This window comes from Bifidobacterium sp., from assembly GCF_050874245.1.
Taxonomy (GTDB): Bacteria; Actinomycetota; Actinomycetes; order Actinomycetales; family Bifidobacteriaceae; genus Bifidobacterium.
This window is the reverse complement of sequence record NZ_JBNMKH010000020.1, coordinates 17034-31297: the sequence shown is the minus strand read 5'-3', so window position 1 is coordinate 31297 and position 14264 is coordinate 17034. Positions and strand designations below refer to the sequence as shown.

Here is a 14264-nt window from a genome sequence, read left to right as displayed (position 1 = left end):
TACGTCGTGCCGTCCGGCGTGCGCATCGGCGACGCCGATCGCGTGCGTCTGGGTGCGCACCTGTCCGAAGGCACCACCGTCATGCATGCCGGTTTCGTGAACTTCAACGCCGGCACCCTCGGCGTCTCCATGGGCGAGGGCCGTGTCTCGCAAGGCGTTGTGGTCGGCAACGGCTCCGACATCGGCGGTGGCGCGTCCATCATGGGCACCCTGTCCGGCGGCGGCAAGCTGAAGAACTCCATCGGCGAGCATTCCCTGCTCGGTGCGAACGCCGGCATCGGCATCTCCCTGGGCGACAACTGCGTGGTCGAAGCCGGTCTGTACGTCACTGCCGGAACCAAGGTCACCATCTACGACAAGGCCAAGGTCGCGGCCGGCGAGCCGCTCGAAACCGTCAAGGGCGCCGAGCTTTCCGGCAAGGACAACATCCTGTTCATCCGCAATTCCGTGTCCGGCCGTATCGAGGCGCGCTATCGCAAGACCGGCATCGAGCTCAACGAGAAGCTCCACAAAAATTGAGAATCACACTGATCACCGTCGGCAAGGTCAAGGAAAGGTATTTGCGCGACGCCATCGCGGAATACTCGAAACGACTGGGCCGGTATTGCAAGCTCGACATCGTCGAGGTGGCCGACGAAAAGACGCCGGAGCATGCCAGCGACGGGCTTGAGCGGCAGATCAAGGCCAAGGAGGGCGAACGCATCGCCAAACATATCCGTTCCGATGCGTTCGTCATCGCCCTCGCCATCGAGGGAACCCAACTGACCAGCGAGCAGCTCGCAGCGAAGATCGACGGTCTTGGACTCCATGGCACCAGCCATATCCAATTCATCATCGGCGGCTCGTTGGGATTGGATCCGTCGATTCTCAAACGCGCCGACTATCTGCTGAGCTTCTCCAAAATGACATTCCCCCATCAGCTGATGCGCGTGATTCTGCTTGAGCAGATCTACCGCGCCTACAAGATCAACGCGGGGGAGCCCTACCATAAATGATTCCGGAGCCTCCGGGCGAACGGCAAAGTAGGGATAACCGGGTATAGTGGCGCGTATGAGTGACTACAGGGACGAACGCGAGCAACGGGAACGCCGTCGGCGCACCATGGTGCGCACGGTGTGCATCGTCATCGCCGCGGCGATGTTGCTGTGTCTGGTCATTCCCGCCATTTACGCGGGTCTTTGACGTTCCCGACCTGGTGCGATCCGAAACGGGTCCCTGTTTCCAAGTGTGCGCGGACAGGTTCGCGGTCCGGCACGATGGGACGGGTATGTGGGCACGTGGAAAAAATCCTATGGACCGCATCGGGGCCGTGTATGGCTCCATGGCAGAATAAAGCAAGAACGCAACAAGAAATGTATGGTGTGAACGATGGCAGAATTTGATTATTCCGAAGCGATTGGCGAGGCGCGCGCCAAATACGAGTCCATTTCCAAGGCGCTTGACGTCGACCGGCTGACCGCCGAAGCCAAGGAGCTCGAGGTGAAGGCCGCGGAGCCGGGACTGTGGGACAACCCGGAGAACGCCCAAAAGGTGACCAGCAAGCTGTCCGCCGTGCAGTCGCAGCTCAAGCGTCTGGCCTCCGCAAGCCAGCGCATCGAGGACGTGGAGACCCTGGTCGAGCTCGGCCAGGAGGAAGAGGACGCCGACACTCTTGCGGAGGCCAAGTCCGAAGTCGAAAGCATCCAGAAGGACCTCGACGACATGGAGATCCAGACGCTGCTCGACGGCGAGTACGACGAGCGTTCCGCGGTGGTGACGATTCGTTCCGGAGCGGGCGGCGTGGATGCGGCCGATTTCGCGCAGATGCTGCTGCGCATGTATCTGCGTTGGGCCGAACGCAACGGATACAAGGCCAAGGTCATGGACACCTCCTACGCGGAGGAGGCGGGCATCAAGTCCGCCACTTTCCAAGTGGACGCTCCGTACGCATATGGACGACTGAGCGTGGAGGGCGGCACCCATCGTTTGGTGCGTATCTCCCCATTCGATAACCAGGGACGCCGTCAGACCAGCTTCGCCGCCGTGGAAGTGGTGCCGTTGGTCGAGGCCACCGACCACATCGACGTGCCCGATTCCGAAATCCGCGTCGACACCTACTGCTCCTCCGGCCCTGGCGGCCAGGGTGTGAACACCACGTATTCCGCGGTTCGCATCACCCATATCCCGACCGGCATCGTGGTGACCATGCAGGACGAGCGCTCGCAGATCCAGAACCGTGCCGCCGCCATGGCCGTGCTGCAGTCGCGACTGCTGGTGCTGCGCCACGAGGAGGAGGCCAAGAAGAAGAAGGAGCTCGCCGGAGACATCAAGGCCAGCTGGGGTGACCAGATGCGCTCCTATGTGCTGCACCCGTACCAGATGGTCAAGGATTTGCGTACCGGATATGAGACCTCGCAGACCCAGGCGGTCTTCGACGGCGATATCGACGAGTTCATCGAAGCCGGCATCCGTTGGCGTCATGAGCAGCGTCGTGCGGCGGCCGAGGAGCAGGAAGCCTAAGCGACGGGCGGAGGAAGAACACGATGGCGCTGATCTCGCTTGAACATGTGAGCAAAGTCTATCCGAAGGGCACGCGTCCCGCGTTGGATGACATCAATCTCGATATCGATCGGGGTGATTTCGTTTTCCTCGTGGGCGCGTCTGGTTCCGGCAAGACCACTTTGCTGAGCCTGCTGCTGCGTGAGGAGGAGGCCACGGACGGCGAGATCCGCGTCGCCGGCAACGACCTGCGACGTCTGTCGGTACGGCAGGTGCCGCACTATCGTCGACAGATCGGCTTCATCTTCCAGGATTACAAGCTGCTCAACAACAAAACGGTGTGGGAGAACGTCGCCTTCGCCCTCGAGGTGATCGGCACGAACCGTTCCACCATCAAATCGCTGGTGCCCAAGGTCCTGCAGACCGTGGGGCTGACCGGCAAGGAGGACAATTATCCCCACGAGCTTTCCGGCGGCGAGGCCCAGCGTGTGGCCATCGCAAGGGCGTATGTGAACCATCCCCAGATCCTGCTCGCCGACGAACCCACCGGTAACCTGGACCCGACCACGTCGCTCGGCATCATGGAGGTGCTGGACGCCATCAACCGTACCGGCACCACCATCGTCATGGCCACGCACAACGAGGAGATCGTCAACTCCATGCGCAAGCGTGTGGTGGAGCTGCACGCCGGCAAAATCGTCCGTGATGAGCAGCAGGGCTCCTACGATTCCGCGCTGTACTTCCCGGACGCCGAGGTCGAGTCGAAATCGCAGCAGGCGTTGGGCGTCACCGACCGCAACGCGAAGTTCCGTCAGCGCGATTCCATCGAAGCCACCGATGACACCGACGGAATCGTCGATGTGGAAGGCTCGACGCGTGCCGAGACCGCGGTGAACGCGGCCGATATGGTTGCGGCGGCGCTGACCGACGGCAAGGGCGATGCGGGCATCGCGCGTCTCGCGAATTCCGTGCATTCCGGACGTACCGGACGTTATGGCGAGGCCTTCGCCTCGGTGGAGACCACGCTGACCTGGGGCAAGGGCCTCAAGCTTGATGAGATGGCCGAACATGAGGATGAGGACTCCCGTTTCAAGAGATCGTCTGGGACCGATGCCTCCGAAGCCGACGCGGTCGGTGCCACCGAGACGGCTTCCGAACCGCCAGCACCTCCCACACCTCCGGTTCCTCCGGCCCCGCCCGCGCCGCCCGTTCCGCCGACCGGGCATGACGACAACAGCAAGGAAGACGAGGTGAACGACTGATGCGCCTGCGTTTCATTCTTTCCGAAACCTGGAACAGCCTCAAACGGAACGTGCCGATGCTGCTTTCGGTGATGCTGGTCACTTTCATCTCCTTCCTGTTCATCGGGGCTTCGGTGCTGACCCAGGCCCAGATCACTAGATCCAAGGGGGACTGGTATTCCAAAGTCGAGGTCGTGGTGTGGATGTGCCCCGACGGCGCAAGCCAGTCGGTGAACTGCTCATCGGGAACCGCGGCCACCACGCAGCAAATCAATGATTTGCAGAAGACCATCCGCAACGAGCTGTCCAATGACGTTTCGAAGATTACTTTCGTAAGCAAGCAGAAGTTCTATAAGGACACGTTCCTCAAGCAGTACCCCAACGGCGAATATCAAGGGCGTACGCTGACCGCGGACGACATGCAGGATTCGCTGTGGCTGAAGCTGAAAAACCCGGAGAAGTACCAGGTGGTCTCCGAAGTGCTGTCCGGCAAGGACGGCGTCGACACCGTCAGCGACCAGCGCCAAATCTTCGAACCGGTGTTCGCCGTGCTGAACAAGGCCACTGTCGCCACCGCGTCGCTGGCAATGGTGATGGTCATCGTGGCCATTCTGCTGACGGGCACCACCATCCGCATGTCGGCCGCCTCCCGCAAGACCGAGACGGAGATCATGCGATTGGTCGGCGCGTCGAATTGGACGATTCGGCTGCCGTTCATCCTGGAAGGCGTGGTCGCCTCGCTGGTCGGCTCGCTGTTGTCGTGCGTTACTCTGTCGGCGTTGGTGAAGGTCTTCATCACGGACGGACTGGCGAATTCCATCAAATGGATTCCCTTCGTCAACCAGATGTCGGTGCTGTACGTTTCCCCGATTCTTATTTTTGGGGCCGTGCTTCTGTCGATCATCGCCTCGATGGTCTCCCTGCGCAAATACCTGCGTACGTGATGCGCGGCTGCGGTGGAACGGATGATTCCGTACAAGTGATGATGATAAGGTGTGAGATACAGTGGAAGGACATGACGGTATGAATAACGCGAAAGTCGGCAGGACGGTCGCAGCCATGCTTGCCACAGGTGCGATGTGCGCCACCATGGCAGTCGCTCCGTTCTCGCCCATGGTTGAGCGGGCCGAAGCGGCGAATACCTATAGCAAATTGCTGAACGCCCAGAACAAGAAGGCCGCAAGCGCCCAACGCGAGGCCCAGCTTCGTTCCCAACTGGCCGGTGTGAAATCCGATTTGGCGGACAAGATTGTGGAGCTCGACGAGCTGACGAACACCAAGATTCCGGCGGCACAGGCCGCTGTGGAACAGGCCAACGCAGATGCCGCCTCGGCACAGAACGAGGCGGAAGCGGCAGCTTCCCGTCTTGAGGCCGCCCAGAAGGACAAGGCCAATCTCGAGGCTCAGATCGAACAGACCGGCAAGGACTATGATGACGCGCACGCCGCTGTGGCGCAGATGGCGCGTGAGGACCTTCATGGTTCCGATGCCTCGACGGTGATGAGTGTGGTGACGGGTGCCACCAGCACTCAGGAGTTCATCAATTCCATGCAATCGCGCGATGCCTTGTCACGGACGGAATCCAATGCGGCCACGGATGCCGCGAACACGCTGAACATGTCCATGAACCGTGGCGAGCGTCTTGCGGCGATTGAAAAGCAGATCGCCAAGCTGAAGTCCACGGCCGATGAGAAAGCCGCTTCGGCTCAGCAGGCCGCCGCCGATGCGCAATCGCAGCGTGATGCGCTCGACCAATTGCGTGCGGAAGGCGAGACGCGTCGCGCAAGCTTGGAAAGCCAGCAGTCGGAATTGAAGGGAACCGTGGCTCAGCAGGCCGCGCAGACCGTGCTGTTGCAATCGCAGGTCGATTCCTTCAATCGCCAGTATGCCGCGGAACAGGCGGCCGCCGCGAATCAGACGAGCGGTGGAAGCCAGGGACAGACCAGACCGAATACCAGCGGCGGCAGCAGGCCAAATACGGGTGGGAATACCAATTCGAACACTGGTGGAAACACCAATTCGAACACGAATAGCGGCGGCAGCACGCCGACGCCTACTCCGACCCCGACGCCGACACCCACGCCCAGCAACAATACCGGCCAGGGAACCTCGAACGGCGATTACGGCAACGCCTACGCCGGCGGACAGTGCACGTGGTGGGCCTACAACCGTCGTAAGCAGATGGGCATTGGTACGCCTTCCTATCTAGGCAATGGCGGCCAGTGGTATCTGACCGCGCCGTCATATGGCCTGCGCGTGGACCACAACCCGCAGGTCGGTGCGGCCCTGTCATTCCTGCCCGGACAGGCCGGTGCGGACGGCTTCTATGGACACGTCGCCGTCGTCGAATCGGTGAGCGGAAGCACCATCACCATCTCCGAGATGAATGTGGTCGGCCCCTATGTGGTGTCGTACCGCACATTGACCAACGCCTCCCAGTTCTGGTACGTGCACTGATCCAGGCCACGTCATGGGGCGTATGAAGGCGCGTCGTCCGTATGATCGGGCGGCGCGCCTTCATGATATTGTCGGGAAAGCCGCGTTGCAGACATTCGTATACGGTTCATACAGTGAGGCATAGTGAACCGCGGAACCGGAAAGGAGGTCCGATATGGCAAAGGAACAGGGAACCAAGCCGATCGCGCAGAATAGGAAGGCGCGTCACGACTATGCCATCGAGGACAAATATGAGGCCGGTCTCGTGCTGACCGGTACCGAAGTGAAATCGCTTCGTGAGGGACGGGCGTCGTTGGCCGAGTCGTTCATCACCATCGACCGTCGTGGGGAGATGTGGCTTGAGGGGGCGAATATCCCCGAATATCTGAATGGCACGTGGAACAACCATGCTCCAAAGCGCAAGCGCAAGCTGCTGTTGCATGCCGCGCAGATCGACAAACTGGCCCGGCAGAGCCAGGCCAAGGGATTCACCATCATTCCGCTGAGCCTCTACTTCAAGGATGGTCGTGTGAAGGTGGAGATCGCGTTGGCCCGTGGCAAGAAGGAATTCGACAAGAGACAGTCGCTGCGTGAGGAGCAGGACAAGCGTGAGGCGTTGCGTGCCATGCGATATGCCAACAAGCAAGTGCGTTAATCGGAAAATTTCCGATTTCACATGCTGAAAGAACGCCGATACAAGAAATTTTTTGTAACATGCCCTCTTTAGGCTAGGATACGAGTTCGGTCATACGCACTGAAGAATCCATAGGAGAAGAGAACATGCAGGCAGAGAAAACCTTGAAATCGGCCGTCGCATTCATGCTGGGAGCGGCCATGCTCGTCACCGGCGCGGCGTGCGGAACCAGCGACGCGGACGACACTTCGTCGCAATCCGGCGCGAAATCCAGCGAAATGACCGGATATGACGTCTCCGGCGTGAAGAAGGACGACGCAATCGCCAAGCTCGTGCCGGATTACGTGTCCAAGGATGGCAAGTTGACGATCGGCATGGACACGTCGTACGCTCCGGCCGAGTTCCTGGCGTCCGACGGCAAGACGCCGGTCGGCTTCGATGTGGACATCGCCAAGGCTCTGGCGGGCGTCTTCGGTCTTGAGGCGGATCCGGAGACGGCGAATTTCGATTCGATCATCCCATCCGTCGGCTCCAAGTACGATATCGGCATTTCATCGTTCACCGTCACCAAGGAACGCCTTGAGGCCGTCGATTTCGTCAGTCACTTCGACGCCGGCTCCGCCTGGGCCGTGAAGAAGGGCAATCCGCAGAAGGTGGACACTTCCAATCTGTGCGGCAAGAAGGTGGCCGTGCAGACCGCCACCATGCAGGAGACCGCGGCCAACAAGATGGCCAAGCAGTGCAAGGCCGATGGCAAGCCGGCGCTTGACGTCATTTCCAGCAAGTTGCAGACCGATGTGACCACCAATGTCGCTACCGGCAAGGCGGACGTGTTCTATGCCGATTCCCCGGTCGCCGGCTACGCGATCTCCCAGACCGACGGCGAGCTCGAGATGCTCGGCAAGGCTGAAGGCATCGCTCCGGAAGGCATCGTCGTCAAGAAGGGCGACAAGCAGATGGACGAGGCCCTGCAGAAGGCTCTGCAGAAGCTCATCGACGACGGCACCTATATGAAGATCCTCAAGTATTGGGGTGTCGAGGACGGCGCCATCGACAAGCCGGAGATCAACACCCCCGGCGACAACGAGTGACCTTCTTTTCTTGAAAACCGTCGTTTGTTAATACGTTCGTAGCATTTCGCTCTTAGGTTATCTGGCGTGGCCAGTTTGGCTGGTTGTTTTGGCTGGGTTGAAGAGAGGACTTGCCATGACGAGGAACATGAAAGGTTGGGCGGCGCTCGCACTGAGCGTGGCGATGGTCGTGACGATGGGCGCCTGCGGAACCTCCGACAAGACGGATTCCGCGAACGACGGCAAGACGGATTCGTCATCCGTCGCCGGATACGACGTGTCCGGTGTGAAGAAGGATGAGGAAATCGCCAAGATGCTGCCGTCCTCCGTCACCAAGGACGGCAAGCTCACGGTCGGCATGGACACGTCGTACGCGCCGGCCGAATTCCTGGCGGAGGACGGCAAGACGCCGGTCGGCTTCGACGTGGACATCGTCAAGGCGCTCGCGAACATCTTCGGTCTCAAGGCCGAACCCGAGACATCGAATTTCGATTCGATCATCCCGTCGATCGGCACGAAGTACGATATCGGCGTCTCGTCGTTCACCATCACCCCTGATCGTATGAAGGCCGTCGATTTCGTCAGCATGTTCAAGGCGGGCTCCACTTGGGTGGTCAAGAAGGGCAACCCGAACAAGGTGGACACCTCCGACCCGTGCGGCCTCAAAATCGCGGTGCAGACCGGCACCACGCAGGAGGAAGAGGTCAACAAGGCCGTCAAGCAATGCAAGGCCGACGGCAAACCCGGAATCCAGGTTCTGTCGAACAAGCTGCAGACCGATGTGACCACCAATGTCGCTACCGGCAAGGCGGACGTGTTCTACGCCGATTCCCCGGTCGCCGGCTACGCGATCTCCCAGACGGGCGACGAGCTTGAGGCCCTTGGCGAGGACGTCGGTGTGACCAAGGAGGCCGTGGCCATCGAAAAGGGCGATTCGGCAACGGCCAAGGCGGTGCAGGCGGCCATGCAGAAGCTCATGGACGATGGCACCTACATGAAGATCCTCAAGCATTGGGGCGTTGAGTCCGGCGCTGTGGACAAGGCCGAGATCAATCCGAAGGATCTGGGCTGAACGGCCCATCGGCTTTGACGGATGTGGGGCATCGGCGTATGGCCGGTGCCCCACGTTTTTGCCGATTAACGTCGGCGTATCATTGCGGTTTTATCGTGAGCCTTTGGAATACTGGACATTTGTTGGACTATGGACGACTATTGTTCAGTGGATGAGAAGAGCTAAGGAAAAGGAATACGACATGTCGTTGAAATTCAAGTCCGTCGCGGCGCTCGCGTTGAGCGCCGCCATGATGTTCTCCGTCGCAGCATGCGGCACCACGGACACCGGTGACACCAAAAAGGATACGAAGACGGCCAACACCACCGTCGGCTACGATGTGAGCACCATCAAGAAGGATGACGCGCTGGCCAAGCTGGCGGCGTCGGCGAAGACCGTCAAGGATGGCGAGCTGTCCGCCGGCATGGAACTGTCCTACGCTCCGGCCGAATTCTACGCCGAGGACGGCAAGACGCCTGTCGGCTACGATGTGGATATGACCAAGGCCATCGCCCAGACGCTGGGTCTGAAGCCGAAGATCGTCTCCTCCATGTTCGACACGATCATCCCGTCCATTGGCTCCAAGTACGACATGGGCATCACCGCCATGACCATCACCGAGGAGCGCATGCAGTCCGTCGATTTCGTGAGCTACTACCGTGCAGGCTCCACGTGGGCCGTGCAGAAGGGCAATCCGAAGAAGCTCGACACGTCTGACATGTGCGGCGCCAAGATCGCGGTGCAGACCGGCACCGTCCAGGAGGACGAGGCCAACAAGATCGCCAAGGGATGCAAGGCCGACAACAAGGCCGAGGTGATGTCCTACAAGCGTCAGGCGGAAGCGGCCACCGCGGTGGCGACCGGCAAGGCGGACGTGTTCTATGCCGATTCCCCGGTCGCCGGCTATGCGATTGCCCAGACCGATGGCCAGCTTGAGGCATTGGGCGAGGTCGAAGGCGTGGCCAAGCAGGGCATCGCCCTCAAGAAGGGCGACACGCAGCTCGAGGAGGCGGTGCAGAAGGCCGTGCAGAAGCTCATGGACGACGGCACCTACATGAAGATCCTCAAGCACTGGGGCGTCGAATCCGGCGCGCTCGACAAGGCCGAGATCAACCCGACCAAGCTCGACTGACACAATCGACAGCAAATATAAGGAAGACAGCATTATGGCGAAAAACAACATCGATGGCGACGGCCTCGATATTCCCAATCGCATCAAAGCCCTGCCTGTCAGGCGCACGGGACCAATCGTGGCGGCCGTCATCGTCGCGCTTTTCGCCGCGATGCTGGTGCAGGCGCTGATCACCAACCCACGTTTCGAATGGAACCTGGTCTGGAAGTACTTGTTCAACGAGAACGTGCTGGAAGGCATCAAGTACACGCTGCTCCTGACCGTCATCTCGATGGCCATCGCCATCGTTCTGGCAGTGCTTCTGGCGGTGATGCGCAAGTCCATCAATCCGGTGCTGCGAGGTGTGAGCTGGTTCTACATCTGGTTCTTCCGCGGAACCCCTGTGTACACGCAGCTGGTGTTCTGGGGCCTGTTCGCCGTGCTGGTGCCGCGCATTGGCATTGGCATCCCGTTCACGTCGATCGAATTCTGGAGCATTGATTCCCAGTCGGTCATCACGGCGTTCAACGCGGCCTGGCTGGGCTTGGCACTGAACGAGGCCGCCTATCTGGCGGAAATCGTGCGAGCGGGACTCGAAGCCGTCGATCCGGGCCAGACGGAGGCCGCCAAGGCCTTGGGCATGAAGCGCACCCTGATCATGCGCCGTATCGTGCTGCCCCAGGCCATGCGCATCATCATCCCTCCGACCGGCAATGAGTTCATCGGCATGCTCAAGACCACGTCGCTGGTCAACGCGGTGCCGTTTACGCTGGAACTGCAGTTCGCCACCACGGCAATCGCGACACGTCTGTATAAGCCGATCCCGCTGCTGATCGTGGCCTGCATCTGGTATCTGGTGATCACCTCCATCCTGATGGTCATCCAGTCGAAGCTTGAGAAGCACTTCGGCAAGGGCTTCGACGCTCGTCCCGCCGGATCCCGCGGCAAGCGGACCCCACTGCCGGGCAAGACCTCCGGCGAGCACAAGGACGATGTTGACAAGCAGAACGAAGCTACGTTCGCGGGAATGACCGCGTGAGGGGAAAGATCATGAGCGAAACCACAACCAACGAAATCGTCCCCGCGGTCAAAGCGGTCCAGGTGCACAAAGCCTTCGGCGACCTGCATGTGCTCAAAGGCATCGACATGACCGTCATGCCCGGAACCGTCACCGTTATCCTCGGACCCTCTGGCTCCGGAAAATCCACGTTCCTGCGTCTGATCAACCAGCTGGAGACCCTGACCGGCGGAGAGATCGACGTCGACGGCGAGATGATCGGCTACAAGTACGTCGACAAGGGCGGTGAGCGTGTGCTGCAGACCCTCAACGACAAGGAAGTTGCCGCGCAGCGGTCCAAGCTGGGCATGGTGTTCCAGCGCTTCAACCTGTTCCCGCATATGACGGCGCTCGAGAACGTCATGGAGGCTCCGGTCCATGTCAAGCATATGGATAAGAAGGAAGCCCGCAAAATCGCGGTCGAGGAGCTGAACCGCGTCGGTATGGGGGAGCGGCTCGACTACTATCCGTCGCAGCTTTCCGGCGGTCAGCAGCAGCGTGTGGCCATCGCCCGAGCGCTTGCCATGAAGCCGGAGATCATGCTGTTCGACGAGCCGACATCCGCACTTGATCCGGAGTTGGTGGGCGAGGTGCTCAACGTCATGCTCGACCTTGCCAAGGAGGGTATGACCATGGTGGTCGTCACCCATGAGATCGGTTTCGCGCGTGAGGTGGCGGACCAGATCGTCTTCATGGACGGTGGCGTGGTCGTGGAACAGGGCGGACCGGAGATCATCGATCATCCGAGCGAGCCGCGCTTCAAGGACTTCCTGCAGCACGTGCTGTGACACGTGTCAAGATGAACGAACAGGTGGTGTTGATGATGCGAATCGTTCGTGGGGTTGCAATCCGCAACCATGACAGTCGTGCGGCATTGGCGATGTGCCTTGCCATCGCCGTCGGTGTCTGCGGGCTGTCCACGGGAATCACCGGTGCCCGGTATGATGATGCGCTTGCGACGCCGGCTCCCGCAAGTATCAGCGTCTTGTTGGGGACATGCCCCAAGTGGCTTCCATGGTGCGTCGCCTGACAGGAGCATTTTGAACGACGCTCGGGCGCAGCGGCCTTGCTGTGCCCGAGCAGCCTACTGTGCCTAGGCTTTGGGGTTAGACGTTGGGGTGCAGGGGGATACGCGCGTAGAGCGTCCACGTCTCGTCCTCGCTGTTGAAGCGCAGTTCGCCGCCCAGCGACTCGATGACGCCACGGTGGAGGAGCAGTCCGCTCTGTGATCGCGGCAGGGCGTCACCGCTCGCGGCCGGGCCTTGCGAGGCTTTAGGCGATTGCCGGCCTGTGCCGTGTCTGCGCGTGTTCTTGTGCGTCAGCGCGTTCGTCTGCATGAGCGACATGTTGTCGTCATCGTAGCTGATGGTGAGCATGGGCGCGCTGTCAGGGGACGCGTGCCGCAGCAGATTCGTGAAGATCTCCCCGATGAGGGTCACCGCCTCGTCGCCTGACCGTGTGCAGGCGGGAGATGATATCTGCCCTGACGTATGCACATCGACATGCATATGGTGCGGGGCCAGCAGATGCTGCCCCTGCTCGATCGCGATGCCGATGCGCTGCGGTAGCGGAAGGTTGTGTAAAGCGCCATCCAGATGATCCTCAGGGCGTTCGTCCGAGGCGTTCATGGTCCTGATGACCGAGCGGATACTGGCAAGGGCGCTCTCGCTGAGCTGCCGGACGGTCCGCCAATCCTCGTCTGACGCATCCGCCGTCTTGCCGGCCGTGTCCAACGTGTCAATATGCTGTTGCGCGAGCAGGAATATACTCGACAGGCTTGCCGTGACCGCGTCATGGGTCATTTGCGCGAATCTGGTGACTTCCCGCTGATGTGCCTGCTGTGTTTGCAACAGCTCCAGCTCGGCGTCGCGGTGCCGTTGCCGATCGTCGATGGCGATGGTGCGGATGGACGCGCACATCGCATACGTGACGATGTACAAGGCGAGCAGCACGAAGAAGGAGAGCGCGTCCCCCTGCGAGAGCGCTTCGCGGGGGTCGAAAGCCAGCAGCAAGGTGACGATCGAAGTGACAAGACCCCAGATCGACCATTGGGTGGGTGTCGAATACGCGAGCGTGCCTATGGCCAGCGGTGTGAGCATGTGAATGATGGAGCCGGCATCCGATAGCGATATCCCGGGGGTGAACATCAGTAGCAGTACCACGGCGAATGAGATGACGGACATCGGTACCGGTGCGAAGGCGATGCCCAGCGGGCAGCAGCAGGCGATGATGCAGATGATCCACTGTGTGGGTGTCGTTGCGGGAAGGAACGTCAGTACTGCGGCCATGAGTATCGTGGCCACCAGGCATAGGGCGATATGCATCTTATGGTGATGCAGCCGCTGCGTGGCCCGGGGCGCGATCATGGTCTTGATGTTCGCCATTGGCGAGCCGCCTACAGTCCGATGGTTTTCGTCCATAACGCCACTGCCTCCCGTTTGCTGGCCACGCCCATCTTGCGCGACGCGCGTGTGATGTAGGTGTTGATGGTCGACGGGCTAACGTCGAGCACCTGCGCGATATCGGCGTTGCTATATCCGTGCGAACACATGGTGAGCACCTGCTTTTCCTGCTGACTCAGCGAGAGGATGTACGGCAGGCCTTCCTGCCGGATGCGCAGATGCGCCCGCCCCGGTACCTCGAAGGGCGGTCGGACGGCGAGAGCGCCGGTGTCCGCGACCTCCATGATGATGCTTTTGAGGGCCGACAGCTCGTTCTTGCCGATAACCGCCTGCATGCCGGCGTCGGCGGCATCATGGTAGAACTGGGTCGGCTCGTATGAAGTGATGCCGAGTATCGGCATCGTGCCGTTGGTGTAGCGGATGGCTCGGCTCATATCGACGCCCGACAGGCCGCGCATCGAGATGTCGGTGATGAACAGGTCCGGCAGATCGCGGATGCCGGATTCGCATTGTCGGTAGTGGTCGAAGGCGTCCGAGCCGTTATGTTCGGTCCAGGTGATGGCGACGCGCGGCCACGCGGACATGATCTCGCGCAGCATCTTCAGCGCCAGGATGTCGTTGTCGACGAGCACGACCTGCACGGTACCCGTCGTCTGGTCGCTGCCGGTCGCGGATGGTGTCTGCTGTTGGCTCATGATGGTGCCTGGCTCTGTGCTTGTTCGAATACGGTATTCATACACCAGCATAGCTCTGTGTCGGCGCCGCCGGATTGGCGTCAAACGAT

Annotated in this window: 15 protein-coding genes; 13 read left to right on the top strand and 2 right to left on the bottom strand. The window is 60.6% G+C overall.

The features are described 5' to 3' along the window. From ACR0P8_RS03725 to ACR0P8_RS03665, 13 genes are all read left to right on the top strand, one after another. A partial coding sequence (locus ACR0P8_RS03725) for a DapH/DapD/GlmU-related protein (protein WP_432623795.1) occupies positions 1 to 519 on the top strand: 519 nt, incomplete at its 5' end. Further along, a complete protein-coding gene (gene rlmH / locus ACR0P8_RS03720) occupies positions 516 to 995 on the top strand; it encodes a 23S rRNA (pseudouridine(1915)-N(3))-methyltransferase RlmH (protein WP_432623793.1) in 480 nt (159 codons plus the stop codon). The genes ACR0P8_RS03725 and rlmH, both read left to right, overlap by 4 nt. 55 nt (positions 996 to 1050) lie before the next feature. Next, complete coding sequence (locus ACR0P8_RS03715; protein WP_432623791.1) at positions 1051 to 1182, top strand: hypothetical protein; 132 nt, start codon at positions 1051 to 1053, stop codon at positions 1180 to 1182. Positions 1183 to 1368: 186 nt separating this feature from the next. Next, a complete protein-coding gene (gene prfB / locus ACR0P8_RS03710) occupies positions 1369 to 2499 on the top strand; it encodes a peptide chain release factor 2 (protein ID WP_026646290.1) in 1131 nt (376 codons plus the stop codon). Positions 2500 to 2522: 23 nt separating this feature from the next. Beyond that, entirely contained in the window at positions 2523 to 3740 is a 1218-nt protein-coding gene (gene ftsE, locus ACR0P8_RS03705; RefSeq protein ID WP_432623788.1) for a cell division ATP-binding protein FtsE, read from the top strand. Continuing rightward, positions 3740 to 4663 carry a permease-like cell division protein FtsX gene (gene ftsX, locus ACR0P8_RS03700; RefSeq protein WP_432623786.1) on the top strand — a complete coding sequence of 308 codons (924 nt, stop codon included), beginning with the start codon at positions 3740 to 3742 and terminating at the stop codon, positions 4661 to 4663. The genes ftsE and ftsX overlap by 1 nt, the downstream gene beginning before the upstream one ends. 79 nt (positions 4664 to 4742) lie before the next feature. After that, positions 4743 to 6176, top strand: a complete 1434-nt coding sequence (locus tag ACR0P8_RS03695) for a CHAP domain-containing protein (RefSeq protein ID WP_432623784.1) — start codon at positions 4743 to 4745, stop codon at positions 6174 to 6176. 154 nt (positions 6177 to 6330) lie between these two features. Then, positions 6331 to 6810: an SsrA-binding protein SmpB gene (smpB, locus tag ACR0P8_RS03690; protein WP_432623782.1), complete on the top strand. Its 480-nt coding sequence runs from the start codon at positions 6331 to 6333 to the stop codon at positions 6808 to 6810. Positions 6811 to 6935: 125 nt separating this feature from the next. Continuing rightward, positions 6936 to 7880, top strand: coding sequence for an ABC transporter substrate-binding protein (locus tag ACR0P8_RS03685; RefSeq protein WP_432623780.1), 945 nt, complete (start codon positions 6936 to 6938; stop codon positions 7878 to 7880). Between the two features lie 115 nt (positions 7881 to 7995). Further along, positions 7996 to 8931: an ABC transporter substrate-binding protein gene (locus ACR0P8_RS03680; RefSeq protein ID WP_432623778.1), complete on the top strand. Its 936-nt coding sequence runs from the start codon at positions 7996 to 7998 to the stop codon at positions 8929 to 8931. Between the two features lie 181 nt (positions 8932 to 9112). Continuing rightward, positions 9113 to 10042 carry an ABC transporter substrate-binding protein gene (locus ACR0P8_RS03675; RefSeq protein ID WP_432623776.1) on the top strand — a complete coding sequence of 310 codons (930 nt, stop codon included), beginning with the start codon at positions 9113 to 9115 and terminating at the stop codon, positions 10040 to 10042. A 34-nt stretch (positions 10043 to 10076) separates the two neighbouring features. Next, the gene (locus ACR0P8_RS03670) at positions 10077 to 11060 is read left to right on the top strand and encodes an amino acid ABC transporter permease (RefSeq protein ID WP_432623774.1); all 984 of its coding nucleotides are present in this window, start codon (positions 10077 to 10079) and stop codon (positions 11058 to 11060) included. An 11-nt stretch (positions 11061 to 11071) separates the two neighbouring features. Then, complete coding sequence (locus ACR0P8_RS03665) at positions 11072 to 11866, top strand: amino acid ABC transporter ATP-binding protein (RefSeq protein WP_432623772.1); 795 nt, start codon at positions 11072 to 11074, stop codon at positions 11864 to 11866. A 318-nt stretch (positions 11867 to 12184) separates the two neighbouring features. Here the strand turns inward: ACR0P8_RS03665 and ACR0P8_RS03660 are convergent, their stop codons facing one another. Then, entirely contained in the window at positions 12185 to 13462 is a 1278-nt protein-coding gene (locus ACR0P8_RS03660; protein ID WP_432623770.1) for a sensor histidine kinase, read from the bottom strand. A gap of 11 nt (positions 13463 to 13473) precedes the next feature. Further along, positions 13474 to 14175 (bottom strand): response regulator transcription factor, encoded by a 702-nt coding sequence (locus ACR0P8_RS03655; RefSeq protein WP_229029410.1) that lies wholly within the window; start codon positions 14173 to 14175, stop codon positions 13474 to 13476. Positions 14176 to 14264: the final 89 nt, after the last annotated feature.